General features: G+C 64.4%; 14 protein-coding genes and 1 pseudogene. 8 read left to right on the top strand and 7 right to left on the bottom strand.

Features of this window, described 5'->3' with window-relative positions:
• Positions 1 to 7 precede the first annotated feature (7 nt).
• Together F6X39_RS07660 and F6X39_RS07655 are read right to left on the bottom strand one after the other, a co-directional pair.
• Entirely contained in the window at positions 8 to 862 is an 855-nt protein-coding gene (locus F6X39_RS07660) for an oxidoreductase (RefSeq protein WP_184030598.1), read from the bottom strand.
• Between the two features lie 229 nt (positions 863 to 1,091).
• The gene (locus tag F6X39_RS07655) at positions 1,092 to 2,030 is read right to left on the bottom strand and encodes a LysR family transcriptional regulator (RefSeq protein WP_187616178.1); all 939 of its coding nucleotides are present in this window, start codon (positions 2,028 to 2,030) and stop codon (positions 1,092 to 1,094) included.
• Between the two features lie 120 nt (positions 2,031 to 2,150).
• Between F6X39_RS07655 and lysA the strand changes: the two genes are divergently transcribed.
• Positions 2,151 to 3,407, top strand: coding sequence for a diaminopimelate decarboxylase (lysA, locus tag F6X39_RS07650; RefSeq protein WP_262413595.1), 1,257 nt, complete (start codon positions 2,151 to 2,153; stop codon positions 3,405 to 3,407).
• Between the two features lie 29 nt (positions 3,408 to 3,436).
• Here lysA and F6X39_RS07645 read toward each other — a convergent pair whose 3' ends face one another.
• Positions 3,437 to 4,357, bottom strand: a complete 921-nt coding sequence (locus F6X39_RS07645) for a LysR substrate-binding domain-containing protein (RefSeq protein WP_187616176.1) — start codon at positions 4,355 to 4,357, stop codon at positions 3,437 to 3,439.
• A 114-nt stretch (positions 4,358 to 4,471) separates the two neighbouring features.
• On the opposite strand from F6X39_RS07645, the gene F6X39_RS07640 reads away from it, so the two are divergent.
• The 3 genes from F6X39_RS07640 (at position 4,472) to F6X39_RS07630 (ending at position 7,567) form a co-directional block, all read left to right on the top strand.
• A complete protein-coding gene (locus tag F6X39_RS07640; protein ID WP_187616175.1) occupies positions 4,472 to 5,239 on the top strand; it encodes a transporter substrate-binding domain-containing protein in 768 nt (255 codons plus the stop codon).
• 37 nt (positions 5,240 to 5,276) lie between these two features.
• Positions 5,277 to 6,392, top strand: a complete 1,116-nt coding sequence (locus F6X39_RS07635) for a succinylglutamate desuccinylase/aspartoacylase family protein (protein ID WP_187616174.1) — start codon at positions 5,277 to 5,279, stop codon at positions 6,390 to 6,392.
• Positions 6,393 to 6,649: 257 nt separating this feature from the next.
• Positions 6,650 to 7,567, top strand: coding sequence for a dihydrodipicolinate synthase family protein (locus F6X39_RS07630; protein ID WP_187616173.1), 918 nt, complete (start codon positions 6,650 to 6,652; stop codon positions 7,565 to 7,567).
• A 110-nt stretch (positions 7,568 to 7,677) separates the two neighbouring features.
• Here F6X39_RS07630 and F6X39_RS07625 read toward each other — a convergent pair whose 3' ends face one another.
• Together F6X39_RS07625 and F6X39_RS07620 are read right to left on the bottom strand one after the other, a co-directional pair.
• The gene (locus F6X39_RS07625; RefSeq protein WP_187616172.1) at positions 7,678 to 9,846 is read right to left on the bottom strand and encodes a phosphocholine-specific phospholipase C; all 2,169 of its coding nucleotides are present in this window, start codon (positions 9,844 to 9,846) and stop codon (positions 7,678 to 7,680) included.
• Positions 9,847 to 9,945: 99 nt separating this feature from the next.
• Positions 9,946 to 10,299, bottom strand: a complete 354-nt coding sequence (locus F6X39_RS07620) for a hypothetical protein (protein ID WP_187616171.1) — start codon at positions 10,297 to 10,299, stop codon at positions 9,946 to 9,948.
• A gap of 200 nt (positions 10,300 to 10,499) precedes the next feature.
• Here F6X39_RS07620 and F6X39_RS07615 point away from each other — a divergent pair, with 200 nt between their 5' ends.
• The 4 genes from F6X39_RS07615 (at position 10,500) to F6X39_RS07600 (ending at position 17,950) form a co-directional block, all read left to right on the top strand.
• Positions 10,500 to 12,470 carry an amylo-alpha-1,6-glucosidase gene (locus F6X39_RS07615; RefSeq protein WP_187616170.1) on the top strand — a complete coding sequence of 657 codons (1,971 nt, stop codon included), beginning with the start codon at positions 10,500 to 10,502 and terminating at the stop codon, positions 12,468 to 12,470.
• Between the two features lie 51 nt (positions 12,471 to 12,521).
• Positions 12,522 to 15,332 (top strand): MGH1-like glycoside hydrolase domain-containing protein, encoded by a 2,811-nt coding sequence (locus tag F6X39_RS07610; RefSeq protein ID WP_187616169.1) that lies wholly within the window; start codon positions 12,522 to 12,524, stop codon positions 15,330 to 15,332.
• Between the two features lie 110 nt (positions 15,333 to 15,442).
• On the top strand, positions 15,443 to 17,062 hold the full coding sequence (zwf, locus tag F6X39_RS07605; RefSeq protein WP_187616168.1) for a glucose-6-phosphate dehydrogenase: 1,620 nt from the start codon (positions 15,443 to 15,445) through the stop codon (positions 17,060 to 17,062).
• A gap of 63 nt (positions 17,063 to 17,125) precedes the next feature.
• Positions 17,126 to 17,950 (top strand): ROK family protein, encoded by an 825-nt coding sequence (locus tag F6X39_RS07600; RefSeq protein ID WP_184057872.1) that lies wholly within the window; start codon positions 17,126 to 17,128, stop codon positions 17,948 to 17,950.
• A gap of 137 nt (positions 17,951 to 18,087) precedes the next feature.
• Here F6X39_RS07600 and F6X39_RS07595 read toward each other — a convergent pair.
• Positions 18,088 to 18,372, bottom strand: a pseudogene (locus F6X39_RS07595) (type VI secretion system amidase immunity protein Tai4); the annotation flags it as partial.
• Positions 18,373 to 18,384: 12 nt separating this feature from the next.
• Positions 18,385 to 18,549 carry a hypothetical protein gene (locus F6X39_RS37335; RefSeq protein WP_316251666.1) on the bottom strand — a complete coding sequence of 55 codons (165 nt, stop codon included), beginning with the start codon at positions 18,547 to 18,549 and terminating at the stop codon, positions 18,385 to 18,387.
• Positions 18,550 to 18,657: the final 108 nt, after the last annotated feature.

Genomic DNA, 18,657 nt, shown 5'->3' with positions numbered 1-18,657 from the left:
ACCCGCTCTACGCCGTCCCTTCCGGATAATCCGCCCCCTCGCTCGTCGCTCGCCAGGTGTCGAAATCGCCGCGCAGAAAGTCGAGCTTCCTGTACGCGAGATCGAGCGCGGTCTTGCCGAGCAGCAGCCGCAACGGCGGCGCGTCCGACAACGCCGCATCGATGATCGCCTGCGCGGCGCGCACCGGGTCGCCGGCCTGGTTGCCGCTGCGCGCTTCGGTCTGCTTGCGGCGCTCGCCGGCGGTCGACGCATAGTCGTCGATCAAGGTTGCCGACTGCTTGATCGACGGACCCGCCCAGTTGGTGCGAAACGGCCCAGGCTCGACGATCAGCACGCCGATGCCGAGTGGTTTCACTTCCAGCGCGAGCGATTCCGACAGCCCTTCCACTGCGTACTTCGTCGCATGGTAGTAGCCGGTCGCCGCGAAACTCGCAATCCCGCCAATCGACGACACGTTGACGATCAAACCGCTGCGCTGCTCACGCATGATCGGCAGCACGGCCTTCGTGATGTCGACGAGGCCGAACACGTTGGTCTCGAACATCGCGCGGACTTCGCTGTCCTCGCCTTCCTCGATCGCGGCCAGATAACCGTAGCCCGCGTTGTTGACGAGCGCGTCGATGCGGCCGAAATGGCGCTTCGCCTGCGCGACCACGGTTTCAATCTGCGCACGATTGGTCACGTCGAGCGGCAGCACCAGCGCGCGCTCGCCGTGCCCCTCTGCGATGTCCTTCACTTTCGATGCATCGCGCGCGGTGACGACCGCGCGCCAGCCGCGTTCCAGCACGAGCTTCGCGAGCTCGCGGCCGAAGCCGGTGGAACAGCCTGTGATCAGCCAGACGGGATTGTCTCGATTCATCATTTGGAACACTCCTGTTGAGGGTCTATGACGTGAAGCCTGGAAAACGGCGCTAAAAACGGCGCCCCGGTGCGGCGCAGACGCGCGGCGCGTCGGTAATCGGTATGCGGGTGATGTCAGCTCGAAGCGTGCCCGGTTCGCGCGGCGGACGGTTCGGGCCGTGGCCCCGCGCGAACGCGCGTGGCGCTGCGCGGATTCGCCGGGCGATGAAGCGGGGACGCCGCCGTGACTGCTATGAATGCGATGACCGCTTGGGGCTGGTGTGGCGCTTCAATTGTAGCCGCAGCGCGGCGGCTTCGCTTTGCAGCGCGCCGACGAACGCGTCCGCGAGCGGATGCGCGGGCCGGTGCTCGGGACGGATCACGCTGACGCGAAACGGCAGCGACGACGCGAGCGGCCGGATATGCAGATTGTGGCCCGCGAAATCGAGCGCGGTCAGCGGATTGACGATCGCAATGCCGAGCCCTTGCCGCACGAAGCTGCACACGGACACCGCGGTCGGCGTTTCGATCAGCAGGCGGCGCGCGATGCCGGCTCGCGCGAACGCTTCGTCGATTTGCAGCCGGTATGGATCGTTCGCGGACAGGCTGATGAACGCCTGATCGGCGAAATCTTTCAATGCGATCACGCGTTTCGCGAGCAGCGGGTGAGCGTCGGGCAGCACACACACTTCATCGACGGCGATGAGTGGCGTGAGCCGCGTGCCGGGCGGCGGCGCGTCGTGCTCGGTGAGGCCGAGGTCGTAGCGCTGCGCGCTCAGCCATTCTTCGAGAAACGGCGACTCCTGCGTCGCGATCGATACGCTGACGCCCGGCTGCACATCGTGAAAGCGTTTGACGGCGCCCGGCAGGATCGAATGCGAAAACACCGGCAGCGCGATCACGGACAGCTGGCCACCCTTGAATTCCCGCAGCGCGGCCGCCGTCGACGCGACGCGTTCGAGCCCGACATACACGCGCTTGATCTCGTCGAACAGCGTCAGCGCGGATTGCGTGGGACGCAGCCGGCCCTGCACTCGCTCGAACAACGCGAAGCCGATGCTCTGTTCCATGCGCGCGAGTTCGCGGCTCACGGTGGGCTGCGACGTGAACAGCATCTCGGCTGCCTTGGTCACGCTGCCGGCCGTCATCAGCGCGCGGAAGATTTCGATGTGCCGGTGCGTGAGCGCCATGGTGGGTCCGTGCTATATCAAAAGTGAATAGGCGAGCAATAGATTGGTATTTTACTGAATGATCGCCGCGGATCATCATGTCGGCTATCGCTTTCGCAAAGCTTCGACATGCAACCGACCATGACGCCATTCGACTCCCGTCAACTCGCCGACCTCGCGCGCCAGCACGGCACGCCGCTATGGGTCTATGACGCCGACACGATCCGCCGGCGCATCGCGCAGTTGCGCAGTTTCGACACGATCCGCTACGCGCAGAAGGCCTGCTCGAACGTGCACATCCTGAAGCTGATGCGCGACGAAGGCGTGATGCTCGATGCGGTCTCTTTGGGTGAACTCGCGCGCAGTTTTGCCGCGGGCTATGCGGCTCAACCCGCATCGAACGGTGGGCCCGAAGGCGTCGTCTTCACCGCCGACGTGCTCGACCACGCGACGCTGGCCACCGTGCTCGACGAGCGAATCACGGTCAACGCCGGCTCGCCCGACATGCTCGAACGGCTCGGGAGACACGCGAGCGAAGGCCATCGCGTGTGGCTGCGGATCAATCCCGGCTTCGGTCACGGCCACAGCAGCAAGACCAACACAGGCGGCGAGCACAGCAAGCACGGCATCTGGCGCGATGACCTGCCACGCGCGCTCGAACTGGTGCGGCGCTATCGGCTGAAGCTCGTCGGGCTGCATATGCATATCGGCTCGGGTGTCGATTACGCGCATCTCGCGAAAGTATGCGATGCGATGGTCGATGCGGTGTCGCAACTCGATCAGGATATCGAGGCGATTTCCGCGGGTGGTGGTTTGTCGGTGCCGTATCGCGATGGCGAGCTAAGTGTCGATACCGCGCATTATTTCCGGCTGTGGGATGACGCGCGGCGCCGCATCGAAGCACGCGTCGGGCATCGCGTGCGACTCGAAATCGAACCGGGGCGCTTTCTGGTCGCGCAGGCAGGTGTACTCGTCGCCGAAGTGCACGCGCTGAACCGGCGGCCGTCGCGGCAATTCGCGTTGCTCGATGCGGGCTTCAACGACCTGGTGCGGCCGTCGTACTACGGCAGTTATCACGAGATCAGCGTGCTTCGGCGCAACGGCACGCCGAGCGATGCGCCGGCCGGCTCGTTCAGCGTGGCGGGGCCACTGTGCGAAGCCGGCGACGTGTTCACGCAGGCGCAAGGCGGTGTCGTCACGAGCCGGTCGATGCCCGCGCCTCGAGTGGGCGACCTGCTCGTGTTCCATGACACAGGCGCGTATGGCGCGTCGATGTCATCGAACTACAACAGCCGGCCGCTCGCGCCCGAGGTGCTGATCGAGCGCGGCAACGCGCGGCTGATCCGACGCAGGCAGCGCATCGAAGAATTGATAGCGCTCGAAGCAACGGCGGCTTGAGCGGCGCGTTGGAGTTCAACGCTCAACGCTCAATGCGCCCGCACCGCGCGTGCGTACGACGCCATCATCGTCGCGAACTCCTGCGCGGCTGGGGTCAGCGGAATCGCGGCGCGTTGCAGCAGACAGACGTTCTGCTGCAACGCGCGCTCGCGCACGGGGATCGTCGTCAGCACGTCCGCGAACGGTCCGCGCTTCGCGATGACCGATGATTCGAGCGACAGGCAATCGGTCGCGGCTACCAGGTGCAGCGTCTCGTACAAGCCCTCGACGGTCGCGACGATCTTCGGCGGCGGCAAGCCGTAGCTATCGAACAGATGGCTCAACCGGTTCACGTGCGGCTCCTCGGTCAGATTCGGCGAGCGCGTCGTCACCCACCTGCAATCGACGAGTTCGGCGAGCGACTTCGCGCGCGCCTTCGGATGACCGCGCCGGCACACGATTACCGGGTCGGACGGATAGAGCGGCGTGACCGACAGATCGGCGGTGTCGGTCTGCTTCGATACGAGCGCGACAGCGAAATCCAGCGTGCCTTCGCGGATCCACGAAATCATCATGCGCGACGTGCCCGTGCGCAGATGCACGGCGACGCGCTCGAAGCGCGCACGAAATTCCATCAGCACGGGCGCGAACGCGTCGACGAGCGGCTCTGTCGTCATGCCGAACGTGACCTCGCCCACGTAGTCGCCGCGCAGTTGCCGCACGTCCTGCTCGGCACGCTCGCATTCACCGAGGATCGCGCCGGCCCGCTGCAGCAGCCGCTGGCCCAGCGCGGTCAGCGCAATGCCGCGATTCGTGCGCGTGAACAGCGTCGCGCCGAGCATCGATTCGAGGTTCTGCAACTGCTGCGTGATGCCGCTTTGCGCGATGCCGAGCGCGCGCGACGCCGCGCGGATGCTGCCATGCTCGGCGACCGCCGTGAACGCGCGCAGCTGGGAAATCGTCAATGCCATGGCGACAGGGTTTGGTGATCGGTAAAAGTGATCATGATAGTCCGAACGGGACTTCTTCGAGGCGCCACAGCGGCTTACGATCACGCTGTCCTGATCCGCTCATCGTCGCCTTCCATGAAAACTCCACTGATGACTCTCTGCGCCGCGCTGGCTTTCAGCAGCGGCGCGTTCGCCGCTGACGCCAACACGTTGCGCCTCGGCATCGATCCGACCTATCCGCCGATGGACTCGAAGGCGCCCGATGGCAGCCTGAAGGGCTTCGACGTCGATCTCGGCAACGAGATTTGCCGGCGCATCCACGCGCATTGTCAGTGGGTCGAACTCGAGTTTTCGGGCATGATTCCGGCGCTGCAGGCGCGCAAGATCGACGCGGTGCTGTCGTCGATGGCGATCACCGAGAAGCGCGAGCAGCAGATTCTGTTTTCGTCGAAGCTGTTCCAGTTCAAGTCGCGGCTGATCGCGCGGCAAGGCTCGTCGCTTGCGCCTACGGCGAGCGGACTTGCCGGCAAGCAGATCGGCGTGCAGTCGGGCACGCAGTTCGAGGGCTACGCACTGAAGAACTGGACGCCGCTCGGCGCGAACGTGGTCGCCTACAAGAGCCAGGACGAGGTGTTCGCCGATCTGCAGAACGGCCGGCTCGACGGCGCGTTGCTCGGCACCGTCGAGGCCGATTACGGCTTCCTGCGCACGCCCGCGGGCAAGGGCTTCGCGTTTGTCGGCGAGCCGCTTTCGATGGGAGATCGCGGCGTCGGCATCGGCTTACGCAAGGACGAAACCGCGGTGCAGGCATCGATCAACGCGGCGATCGCGTCGATGCGCAAAGACGGCACCTATGCGCAGATCGCGAAGAAGTACTTCGACTTCGATCCGTACGGCAATTGATCCAGATTTCCAACCTTATCTTCACGGCTTTCCATTCATGAACAGGCAATCGATTCCGCTTGTGTCGCCAGCCATCGGCACGCACCGCGAACTGGTGTCGTTTCATTTCGGCCCGGCCAATAGCGGGCAGAAGATCTACATCCAGGCGTCGCTGCATGCCGACGAAACGCCCGCGATGCTGACCACGGTGCTGCTGAAGCGGCGTCTGCGGGAGCTCGAGGAAGCCGGCGCGCTGAGCGCTCAAATCGTGCTCGTGCCGGTGTCGAATCCGGTCGGGCTCAGTCAGTACGTGCTCGGGCAGTTCATCGGCCGCTTCGATCTCGGCAGTGGCAAGAACTTCAACCGGCATTTCGTGCAGTTCGCAAAGCTCGTCGCGAATGCAAAAGAGGCGCTCGGCGCCGACGCGAACGAGAACCGCCGCATCGTGCGCGAGCTGCTCGCGGCCGAACTCGCGCAACAGAAGCCGCTGACCGAATTCGAGTCGCTGCAACTGGCGCTCCTGAAGTTGTCGTGCGACGCGGACGTCGTGATCGATCTGCATTGCTCGCTCGAAGCGGCGATGCATGTGTACACGAGCGAATCCGCTTGGGCCGAGTTCGAGCCGCTGTCGCGCTATCTCGGCGCAGAGGCGTCGTTGCTCGCGACCGATTCGGGCGGCGGCGCATTCGACGAAACTCACAGCCTGCTGTGGTGGACGTTGCAGCAGCAGATGCCGGCGAGCAAGCCGGTGCCGACCGGCTCGATCGCGGTGACGGTCGAATGCCGCGGCCAGCGCGACGTGTCGTATGAAGTCGCGCAGCAGGATGCCGACGCGCTCGTCGACTATCTGGTGTGGCGCGGCGCGATTCGGGGCGAGGCCAAGCCGTTGCCGCCGCTGCTGTCGCCGGCGACGCCGCTCGCGGGCAGCGAGCAGTTCTATGCGCCGGTGAGCGGGATTCTCGTGCACCGCGCGAAGATCGGCGAGAAGATCCGCGTCGGCCAGCCGCTGTTCGATATCGTCGATCCGCTGACCGACGAGACGACCACGATCGCGAGCCAGACCGAAGGGGTGCTGTACATGCGGCGCGCGATCCGTTTCGTGACGGCCGGTGCGCCGCTCGGTCGCGTGACCGGCACGCGGCCGATCCGAACGGGCGTATTGCTGGGCGCCTGATCGCGTAGCGGCTATGCCGGACTCGGCATCCAGGGGCAGCCTCGACGCCTCGCGCGACGGTGCTGACGTGCGCCTCAGCCGCCTTGCTGCGAAGTAGCCGGCGCCGCCCGGCCGGCGATCCGGCGCCTCGCCTGTTGTGCGGATTTAATCTCTTTCAGCCACGAAAAAGCCCAAGCCCGCCTCCGGATAAAGGCCGATACTCGTCGTCATACTCAACGTGTGTCGGCGCGGCCGGCTTTTTGAAGGAGACGGACAAAGTGAGCAAGGCTATCCAATGGAGCGGGGTGTTTCCCGCCGTCAGCACCCAGTTCAAGCCGGATTTTTCGCTCGACATCGACGCGACGCACCGCGTGGTCAGCAATCTCGTCAAGGACGGCGTGTCGGGTCTGGTGGTCTGCGGCACGGTTGGCGAAAACACCTCGCTGAGCACGTCGGAAAAACTGCAGGTGATCGAGGCCGCGCGCGACGCGGCTGGCGGCAAGGTGCCGGTCGTCGCGGGTGTCGCCGAGTTCACGACCGAGTTCGCGCGGCAGACGGTGCGTGAAGCCGCGCGTGTCGGCGTCGACGGCGTGATGGTCATGCCGGCGCTCGTCTATTCCGCGAAGCCGCACGAAACTGCCGCGCATTTCCGCTCGGTCGCGACCAGCACCGATCTGCCGGTGATGATCTACAACAACCCGCCGATCTACAAGAACGACGTTACGCCTGACGTGCTGATCGCACTGCAGGACTGCGAGAACATCGTCTGCTTCAAGGATTCGTCGGGCGATACGCGACGCTTCATCGATCTGCGCAACGCGGTGGGCGACCGCTTCGTGCTGTTCGCCGGCCTCGACGACGTCGTCGTCGAAAGCATCGCGGTCGGTGCAGAAGGGTGGGTGTCGGGCATGTCGAACGCGTTCCCGAAGGAGGGCGAGACGCTGTTCCGCCTCGCCACGCAGAAGCGTTTCGATGAAGCGCTGTCGCTGTACCGCTGGTTCATGCCGCTGTTGCACCTCGACGCGCGCCCCGACCTCGTGCAATGCATCAAGCTGTGCGAGGAACTGCTCGGCCGCGGCAGCGCCGTCACGCGTCCGCCGCGCCTCGCGCTGCAAGGCGACGCGCTCGCCGAAGTCAAACACATCGTCGCCAAGGCGCTCGCCACGCGTCCGGCGCTCCCGGACGTCGGTCTCTAAGCACCGCGTTTCAATACGAGCCTCAAAAAACATCGGCACCCTGTCCGCCACGTTGGCGGGACAGGATGCCGAATCTTACTGCGAGTAAGCAGGGCGGGGCGGTTGTCGCCTCAACTCGCGCTCAGCACCGGCGCAACCGCAGCCGGATCGCTGATACTCGGCCGGCCGTTCTCGACGTGACCGGCAAAGCGGCGCGAGAAGCTCGCGTCGTCACTGCTCGTCACCGTCAGGTCGTACCAGTGATGGCTCGACGCAAGCACCCAGCCTTCTTCGATACGCGCATTGGCCGGCACGACCACGGTACGCGGGCGCGCGCCGTACGCGTTGTCGATCACCGTCAGATGCGCGATGCCGCCGCCGCTGTTGGTGAACTTCAGGAACACGTTGCCATTCGCGACGTCGTATTGCACGGTCACTTCAGGCCGCGCCGGCTGGTTGTCGCCATGACCGTTGCCATGGCCATTCTGCGTGCTTTGCGTGCTCGCCTGGGTATTCGCCTGGGTGTTGCCCGCGAACTTGCGCACGAAGCCGTTCGGGCCGAACACGTCGAATGCATACACGCCGTTCGTCGTGCTCAGGTCGAACGTGTCGCTGAGCGACTTGCCCGCTTCGACCGTGTAGCGCCACGGACCGTCGGTGCGATTCGTCGCGTACACGTAGAAGTGCGCGCCCTGGTCGCCGGTGTTGCCGATCGTGATTTCGAACGTGTCGTTGCCCGCGTTCGCCGCGCCGTTCACATGCAGTTCGTACGGCAACGCGCGCGCGAAACGGATGCCCGCTTCCTGCGCATCGACCGGAGTCGGCGTCGTCGGCACGGTCGGCTTCGGTTGCGTCTTGCACTGGTTGTCGGCCATGCTCATGTAGTTGCTGGTGTCCGGCAGCGACGGCATCTTCGCATCCGGCGTGCGGAAGTCGAATGCGGTGGTCAGGTCGCCGCATACCGCGCGACGCCATGCCGTGATGTTCGGCTCATGCACGCCGAAGCGCGTTTCGATGAAGCGGATCACAGACGTGTGATCGAACACCTGCGAGCACACGAAGCCGCCCTTGGTCCACGGCGACACGATCGTCATCGGCACGCGCGGGCCGAGGCCGTACGGATAGCCGTCGGCGGTGTAGCTGCCGCCGCGCAGCGGATTGACGACATTGTGGATCTCGCCGTCGGTCGTCACCGTCGACTTGCCCTGGGTGGAGGTCGTCGGCGGTTGCGGTGGCACGAGGTGATCGAAGAAGCCGTCGTTCTCGTCGTACATGATGAAGAGCACGGTCTTGCTCCACACCTCGGGGTTCGACGTCAGCGCGTCGAGAATCTGCGACGTGTATTCGGCGCCGTACGCGGGCGTGTAGCTCGGATGCTCCGAGTAGGCGGCCGGCGGGCACAGCCACGACACCTGCGGCAGCTGGTTCGCGAGCACGTCGGCTTTCAGGTCGTCGATCGTGCGCACGGTTTGTGCGCGCTCGTAGAGCGGCGAACCCGGTTGCGCGTTGATGAAGTTCGTGAAGTTCTGCAGGATGTTGGTGCCGTAGTTGCCGTTCAGCGGATCGGCGCCCGACGTGCCCTGCTGATAGATCTGCCACGAAATGCCCGCGGCCTGCAGACGCTCCGGATACGTGGTCCACGACAGCAACTGATAGTTCGGCGGACCGTCGCTGTCGACCCAGTCGTTGTTGTCGAGCAGCGGGCCGCCCATCGTGCCGGTCGGGTCGACCATGCCGGTCATCAGATACGCGCGGTTCGGGTGCGTCGGTCCCGGCAACGAGCAGAAGTACGCATCGCAGATCGTGAACGCGTCGGCGAGCGCGTAGTGGAACGGGATGTCGCTACGCAGGTGGTAGCCCATCGTCATGTCGGTCTTGTTGGCGGGCCACTGGTCGTAGCGGCCGCCGTCGATCGCATATTGGGTCTTGTACCACGAGTGATCGAGATCGCCGACGCATTGCGCGCTCGTCGTCGCGGTGTCCAGATGGAACGGCAGCACCGGCTTGGTCGGGTCTTCCTTCGACGGCTGATTCCACACCGGCAGGCCGCTCGGCAGCGGAATCGGGAAGCGGTCGTTGTAGCCGCGCACGCCGCGCAGATGGCCGAAGTAGTGGTCGAACGAGCGGTTCTCCTGCATGAACACGACGATGTGCTCGACATCGCGAATCGTGCCCGTGCGCGAAAACGCGGGCACGGCGAGCGCGTTGCGGATCGACTCGGGCAATGCGGTCATCGCGGCGGCGGCGCCCGCGGATGAAGCCACGGTTTGCAGGAAACGGCGACGGCTAGTTGAGGTCATCGAATATCACCTTCTGCGTAGGGGAAGAATGGCGCGCGTGAGCGTGCCTTGGGGTGTTTCGTGGTCGGTTACGCGTTGCTCTTGCTGATCAGTTGCGAACTAGTTGTTCGCGCTGTCGCCCGGCGCGTAGCGCATGACCGGCGCGACCTGCTGGCTGTCGGCCGCGAGACTGGCCTGCATGTTTTGCGTGATCGCGTCGGTGGCGGCTGCGCCACTTGCCGCGTTGCTCGCCGTGTTGTTCGCCGCGTTGCTCGCCGTGTTGTCCGCGAATGGCGCTGAGGCATTGGGAGTCGCCGCTGCCGCCATTGCGGGGCGTTGCGCCGCGTCGTTCGGCGCAAGGCTCGTGGTTGTCGCGTTGCTCGTGGAAGAGGAGTCGTCCGCGCCGCAACCGTTCAACGCTATCGTGGCAAGCACCAGCAATGCGGCGCTCGCGATGCAACTGATTTTTCTCATGTCTGCATCCGGTTCGATGAAAGCGGGTGCAGTCTCCATTCCTTTCAAGAAATAATTGTGAAACGTTTGCGCCCGGCATAACTTTCGATAAATCGTTGGTTGATCGAAAGAAAATGGAAAGTATCGGGAAGGTCAATGTTCATGGCGCTGCCATCTGCGCTATGTTTGCTGCTTTATCGTTCGCGCATGGGCACGATTCAATGACTCGCATCGATTCAGCCATCGACATCTCGCAACTCGAAGACGAATGGCTCGAAGCCGACGGCTTCGGCGGCTTTGCTTCGGGCACGCTCGGCATGTTGCGCACGCGCCGCTACCATGCGCTGCTGCTAGCCGCGACGCGCGCGCCGGGCGGGCGCCTGGTGCTCGTCAACGGCATCGAGGCGTGGGTCGAGGCGGGCGGCGAGCGCTTCGCGTTGACCATGCAACGCTATGGGCCTGACGTGATCTATCCGGATCTGCGCGGCCGCCTTGCCAGCTTCGACACCGCGCCGTGGCCGACGTGGCGCATTCGACTCGGTGCGCACGCGGCGATGATCGCCGACGTGTTCGTCAGCAAAGCGACGTGCGAAACGGTATTGCGCTGGCGGCTCGAAGGCGGCGAACTCAATGCGCCCGTGCTGAAGATCAGACCGCTGCTGTCGGGCCGTGACTATCATGCGCTGCATCACGAGAATCCGGCCTTCAACTTCGGCGCGCAAGTCAGCGCCGATCAATCGTGCGCGAGCTGGCAACCGTATGGCGGACTGCCGGTCGTGCGAGCGGCGACGAACGGCGCCTATACGCATGCGCCCGACTGGTATCGCAACTTCTGCTACGTGCGCGAGCAGGAGCGCGGTCTCGATTGCAGCGAAGATCTCGCGACGCCCGGCGTGTTCAGCTTCGATCTCGCGCAGGGCGACGCGGTGATGATTCTGAGCGCGTCGAGCACGTCCGCCACCGAATGCGCGAACGACAAACCCCAAACCACCGCCCACGCCGCCCAACTCGCCCACACCGAAAAACAACGCCGCGCCGCACTCGGCTCGCGCCTGCAACGTTCGGCCGACGCCTACGTCGTCACGCGCAACGAAGGCCGCACGATCCTCGCGGGCTTTCCGTGGTTCACCGACTGGGGCCGCGACACGTTCATCTCGATGCGCGGCCTGCTGATCGAGTCGAACCGTCTCGACGATGCCGAAGCGATCCTGCTCGAATGGTCGGGCACGCTGTCCGAAGGCATGCTGCCGAACCGCTTCCCCGACTACGGCGACACGCCCGAATACAACTCGGTCGACGCGTCGCTATGGTTCATCGTCGCGGTTCACGACTATCTGGCGACGCCGCATGCGGGCGCGCAAACGCGCGCGCATCTGCAGCAGGCCGCCGAAACGATCCTGACCGGCTACACGAACGGCACGCGCTTCAACATCGGCGTGTGCGCGGACGACGGCCTGCTGCGCGCCGGCATCCCCGGCGTGCAACTGACGTGGATGGACGCGAAAGTCGGCGACTGGGTCGTCACACCGCGCATCGGCAAGCCGGTCGAAGTGCAGGCGCTGTGGATCAACGCGCTGCGAATCGCGTCAGCATGGAACCCCCAGTGGCGGCAAGCTGCCGAGCGCGCGACGCTCGCGTTTCGCCGGCGCTTCGTCGATCCGGCCACCCAGGCGCTGTTCGATAACGTCGACGTCGATCATGTGCCGGGCACGGTCGACCGCTCGATCCGGCCGAATCAGATCTTCGCGGTCGGTGGCCTGCCGTTTCCGCTGCTCGAAGGCGCGGCGGCGCGCGCGGTGGTGGGTCAGGTCGAAGCGCAATTGCTGACGCCGCTCGGCCTGCGCACGCTCGCGCCGTCCGATCCCGCCTATCGCGGCCGCTACGGCGGCGCGCCGCGCGAACGCGACGGCGCCTATCATCAGGGCACCGCGTGGTTGTGGCTGATCGGCCCGTTCGTCGAAGCGTGGCTGCGAGTGAATGGCGCGAGTGCCGATAGTCTCGCGCAGGCGAGGGCGCGTTTTCTCGCCCCGCTGTACGCGCATCTCGATCACGCGGGCCTCGATCACCTGTCCGAGATCGCCGCCGGCGACGCGCCGCACGCGCCCGCCGGCACGCCGTTCCAGGCCTGGTCGCTAGGCGAATTGCTGCGCGTCGAAAGTCTGCTTGCCCGGTTCGAGCACAACGGCGCGTAAACCGCGCTACGATGTGGGTCCCACCGCCAGGCCTGTTGCAAGGACGTTTTCATGCCACCGCTGCGCGCTGCCAATCTGCTCGCCACGATCGAAGGTTCCCGACTGCATTCGCCCGAATGCGGCCACTGGCAGCGCTGGGGGCCGTATCTGAGCGAGCGCCAGTGGGGCACGGTGCGCGAGGACTACAGCGCGAACGGCACCGCCTGGGACTCATTTCCGCACGACCATGCGCGCAGCCGCGCCTACCGCTGGGGCGAAGACGGCATCGCCGGTTTCGGCGACGACCGGCTCAGCTGGTGCGTGTCGCTCGCGCTGTGGAACCGCAAGGACCCGATCATCAAGGAGCGCCTGTTCGGCCTGACGAACTCGCAGGGCAATCACGGCGAGGACGTCAAGGAGCTGTACTTCTATCTCGACGGCACGCCCACGCATTCCTACATGCGCATGCTGTACAAGTACGCGCATGCGGCCTATCCCTACCAGGACCTGATCGACGAAAACGCGCGCCGCGGCGGCGATATGCCAGAGTACGAAGTACTCGATACCGGCGTGTTCGACGATCAGCGCTATTTCGACGTCCAGATCGAATACGCGAAGCACACGCCCGACGACATCGTGATGCGCGTGACGATCGAAAATCGCGCGGACGAAGCGGCGTCGCTCGATGTGCTGCCGCAAATCTGGGCGCGCAACTCGTGGTCGTGGAAAGAGAACAAGGACAAGCCGAAGCTCGTCGCCGGTACCGGTCATGACGGCGCGGTGCGTCTGCTTGGCCATCACCATGTGCACGAACCGATCGTCGTGACCGCGTGGTCGAAGGACGCGCCGCAACTCGCATGGCTGTTTTGCGAGAACGACACCAACGTGAAGCGGCTGTTCGGCATGGACGGCGCGGGCCCGTTCAAGGACGGCTTCAACGACTACCTCGTGCACGGCGACGCGAACGCGATCCGTCACGACGCGGGCACCCGGGCCGCCGCGCATGCGGCGCTCGAGTTCGGGCCGCACGGACGCGCGGTCGTGTATCTGCGCTGGCACCCGCAATCGGCGACCGATGAAGCGCCATTCGATGCCGACGTGTTGATCGCGCGCCGCCTCGCCGAAGCCAACGAATTCTATGGCGCGTTGCAACACGAGATCACCGACCCCGATGCGCGTCTCGTGCAACGTCAGGCGCTCGCCGGCATGCTGTGGTCGAAGCAGTACTACCAGTACGACGTGCAGCGCTGGCTCGACGGCGATCCGCTGCAACCGAGCCCACCCGCCGCGCGCAAGCACGGTCGCAACACCGACTGGCGGCATCTGTGCAACGCGGACATCGTGTCGATGCCGGACAAGTGGGAGTACCCGTGGTACGCGTCGTGGGACCTCGCGTTTCACGCGGCCGCGTTCGCGCTGATCGATCCGGCGTTCGCCAAGAAGCAGTTGCTGCTGCTCGTGAAGGACCGCTATCAGCACCCGAACGGCCAGTTGCCCGCTTACGAATGGGCATTGAGCGACGCGAACCCGCCGGTCCATGCATGGGCCGCGTGGCGCGTGTACGAGATTGACCGCGCGCTGACCGGCAAGGCGGACCGCGATTTTCTGGAGCTCGTGTTTCACAAGCTGCTGCTGAATTTCTCGTGGTGGGTGAATCGCAAGGACGCCGACGGCCATAATATTTTTCAGGGCGGTTTTCTCGGGCTCGACAACGTCGGCATCTTCGACCGCTCGTCGCCGCTGCCCACCGGCGGCCACATCGATCAGGCCGACGGCACCGCGTGGATGGCCGCGTATGCGCTCGACCTGATGCGTATCGCGCTCGAACTCGCCTACGCGAACCATGTGTTCGTCGATATTGGTGTGAAGTTCTTCGAGCACTTCCTGTACATCGCGGAGGCAGTCAGTTGCGACGACGGCTGCGACACGGGCCTGTGGGACAGCGAGGACGAATTCTTCTACGACAAGCTGCGCCTGCCCGACGGCAGCAACTTGCCGATGCGCGTTCGCTCGATCGTCGGACTGATACCGCTGTTCGCCGTGCACGTGCTCGAGGAGCGTCTGCACGGCGGCTTGCCGGGCTTGCGCGAGCGCCTCGTGTGGTTTCTCGAGCATCGGCCCGATCTCGCGAAGCTGGTGTCGCGCTGGAACGAGCCCGGCAAGGGCAACGCGCTTTTGCTGTCGCTGCTGCGCGGGCATCGGATGAAGGCGTTGTTACGGCGCGCGCTCGACGAAAGTGAATTTCTTTCCGATCATGGCGTGCGGGCGTTGTCGCGTTGCCATCGCGATCATCCGTTCGTGTACCAGCACAACGGCAACAGCTTCTGCGTGAAGTATCTGCCGGCCGAATCCGATACCCGTGTGTTCGGCGGTAATTCGAACTGGCGCGGGCCGGTGTGGATGCCGGTCAACTATCTGCTGATCGAATCGCTGTACGAGTTTCATCGCTATTACGGCGATGATTTCCGCGTCGAGTATCCGACTGGGTCGGGCCAGAAGTTCTCGTTGAGCGAAATCGCCGACGAACTCGCGCGCCGCGCGACCACGCTGTTCCTGAAGGACAAAAACGGCGAGCGGCCGGTGATGGGTGCGTATCCGCTGCTGCAGGCGGACCCGCGTTCGCAGGATCTGATCCTGTTCCATGAGTATTTTCATGGCGATAACGGTCGTGGCGTCGGGGCTTCGCATCAGACCGGCTGGACCGGGCTCGTCGCGTTGCTGTTGCAGCCGCGCGCGATGGCGGCATCGGGCAACGTGCCGCTGGCGGGGGAACCGGCGCCGGCGCCCGCGCCGATTCCGGTGCCGGCGGCTTCTGCATCCGCGGTAACGCCGGCGGTGGCGAAAGAACCGGTACCGTCGCTCGCGGCCACGACGACGAAGTAAGCACGCCGCGCGCTCACGCGCGAACGCGATTGAACTGTGCGGCAGCGCCCGTGGTCTTTCATGTATCGCCGCGTTCGTTCTACCGGCTTACCGAGGTCCAAGTGAATCCCATGTCGACCACACCGAACCCTTCCGCTTCTCCCGATCAACCCAACGCAACGCCCGCCCTGAGCTGCAAGCTCAGCGCGAACCGGTACGACGCCCTGTCGTCGCCGGCCGGCAAGAAGCCCGCGCCGCCGTGCACGCTCGTGATCTTCGGCGCGGGCGGCGATCTGACCAAACGTCTGTTGATGCCGGCGCTCTACAACCTCGCGGTCGATGGCCTGCTCGACGACAGCATGAAGATCATCGGCGTCAATCACGGCGAGCGCGAAACGCGCGAATGGTGCGACGAACTGCATACCTCGCTGCAGAAGTTCGCCGCCGACAAGGCCAGCACCTTTCACGCCGGCAAGCTCGACGACAACGCGTGGAACTGGGTCGCGCAGCGCCTCGAATACATGGCGGGCGAGTTCGAATCCGACGATACGTTCGCGAAGCTGAAGCAGAAGCTCGATCAGTCGAAAGGCGGTAACGCGATCTTCTACCTCGCGGTCGGCGCGCGTTTTTTCAAACCGATCACCGACCGGCTCGGCAAAGCGGGCCTGCTGAAGGAAGGCGACGGCGCGAACGGCGGCTTTCGGCGTCTCGTGATCGAGAAGCCGTTCGGCACCGATCTCGCATCGGCGCGCGATCTGAACGCGCACATCCTGTCGTATGCGCGGGAGTCGCAGGTGTACCGCATCGATCATTTTCTCGGCAAGGACACCGTGCAGAGCATCCTCGCGGTGCGCTTCGCGAATGCGATGTTCGAGCCGATCTGGCGGCGCGAGTACATCGATTGCGTGCAGATCACGGCGGCGGAAACGATCGGCGTCGAGGGGCGCGGCAGGTTCTACGAGCAGACCGGCGCGTTTCGCGACATGGTGCCGAACCACCTGTTCCAGCTGCTCGGCATCGTCGCGATGGAGCCGCCGAATTCGTTCGACGCCGAAGCCGTGCGAAACAAGAAGGCCGAGCTATTCGACGCAATCCAGCCGCTGACGTCCGCCGACGTCGTCTTCGGCCAGTACGAAAAAGGGCCAGCCGGCGTGGGCTATCGCGAGGAGCCCGACGTCGCGCCCGGCAGCACGACGGAAACCTACGCGGCGGCGCGCGTGTTCGTCGAGAACTGGCGCTGGGCCGGCGTGCCGTTCTATCTGCGTACCGGCAAGCGGCTCGCGGTGCGCCGCACCGAGGTTTCGGTGCAGCTGAAGCCGGTGCCGTTCCGCCTGTTCCGCGATACGCCGGTCAACGCATTGACGCCGAACGTGCTGACCATTCGCATCGATCCCGAGCACGGCTCGAGCTTCGATTTCAACGTGAAGGTGCCGGGGCCGGTGATGCAGGTCGGTCCGGTACAGTCGTCGTTCAACTATGGCGACTTCTTTGCGGAAAGCGCGAACGTCGGCTACGAGACGCTGCTGTACGACTGCATGTTTGGCGACGCGACGTTGTTTCAGCGCGCCGACAGCATCGAGACGAGCTGGTGCGCGGTCGACGACGTGCTGCATCCGAGGAGTGGCGGCGCGGTTGCCGTGCGCGGCTATGCGGCCGGCAGCGACGGGCCGGCCGAAGCCGACGCGCTGCTCGCGCGCGACGGCCACGCGTGGCGCCCGTTGCAGCAAAAAGCGCCCGGTGGCAAGTCGTAGCGGCAACTTTGAACCAACCCGCAGACCCGCATCACAACCGCCTCAACACAATCGGGAGACATCGTGGCAACACGCAACAAGAACGCAGTGAAACGGAATGCGCCGACAAGCGGCAGCGAGCACATCCTCGCGATCGACGTCGGCGGCACCGGCCTGAAGGCCGCGATCATCGACGCCGACGGGCAGATGAAAACCGAGCGCGTGCGCGTTGCGACGCCGCATCCGTGCACGCCGGATCAACTGGTGGACGCGCTCGCGCAACTCGTGGCTCCGCTCATCGAGCAGGTGCGGCCCGTCCGTATCTCGATCGGGTTTCCGGGTGTCGTGCGCAACAACCGCATTCTGACCGCGCCGCACTTCGGCATCGAAGGATGGCACGACATTGCGCTCGCGGATTCGCTCGCGCAGCGCCTGGGCGGACTGCCGGTGCGGATGATCAACGACGCCGAAATGCAAGGCTTCGCGGCGATCGAAGGCCACGGCCTCGAATTCGTGCTGACGCTCGGCACCGGCGCCGGCACCGCGATGTTTCGCGATGGCGAGCTGATGCCGCATCTGGAGCTCGCGCATCATCCGGTCAGCAAGAAGGGCGTGGCGTACGACGAATACATCGGCGAGGCCGCGCGCGAGCAGATCGGCAACAAGCGTTGGAGCCGGCGTGTCGAGAAGGTGATCGGCATTCTCGAGTCACTGGTCAATTACGACAAGCTGTGGATCGGCGGCGGCAACGCGGCGCGCATCAAGTTTTCGCTGCCGGCGAACGTGGCGACCGTATCGAACGACGCGGGGATCGAGGGCGGCGCGAAATTGTGGCATCCGCTTTCGGTGCGCGAGACGCGACAGTATCCCGAGGCGACGCAGAAGACGGGGCGGTTCAAGCCGAAGTGAGGCGGTGGATTGCCGCTGCCATCACGTATCCAGCGCCGCGGCTCCACGTCCAAGGGTTCATGTCAATCCATCAACGATTGCCAAGGCGATCCGTGCCCGAGCACTGGTCAGCGCTTCGACGCTGGACGTGCTCATAACTACTTCGGCTTTGCTGGCAACGGATTATCTTGCCTGTAAGTGCGCCTGGGGTTAATGATCAAACGCTTGACCTGTGCGTCTAATTCCTTGCTGTGATACAGGTCCAGACACTTCAGGAAATCGAAACGGACACCTTCAGTCTCCGAATCAACCAGCGGGTTTTGATAATCTCGCGCCAAATAATTGTCCACCAAGGTTTTGATCGCGTCTGGAGCCTTCTCCAAGTCAAAGTAAGTCCAGTCTCGCAATGCACTGACGCTGCTTCCCGCATCCATAGCAGCATCTTTGTCGTTCCTTTAGGCGTTTGCTATACAAGTAGCCAGAACCATGTCTTTGTAATTCTGTGCATAAGTACGTGCTCCAGCTTGTGGAGTCGCACGTTGATCGCCTTTTGCATAGCAAGCAGACATGCCGAAGATGAGGGCAAAAGCAGTTAGGATGCCAACCCCGACCTTCTTCACGGCAAACTCCAGAAGTTCGCGCGGTCAGTGCGATACTTCGCCTCAGGTTCGTTGAAATAGCAGTGGTCGTAACAGTAGTTTTCGCACAATTCAGTTGTCCATTCTGAT

The sequence above is a fragment of the Paraburkholderia sp. UCT2 genome (genome assembly GCF_014397665.1).
GTDB lineage: Bacteria > Pseudomonadota > Gammaproteobacteria > Burkholderiales > Burkholderiaceae > Paraburkholderia > Paraburkholderia tuberum.
Note: the sequence above shows the minus strand (reverse complement) of the source record. Positions and strands in the feature narration are given on the sequence as shown.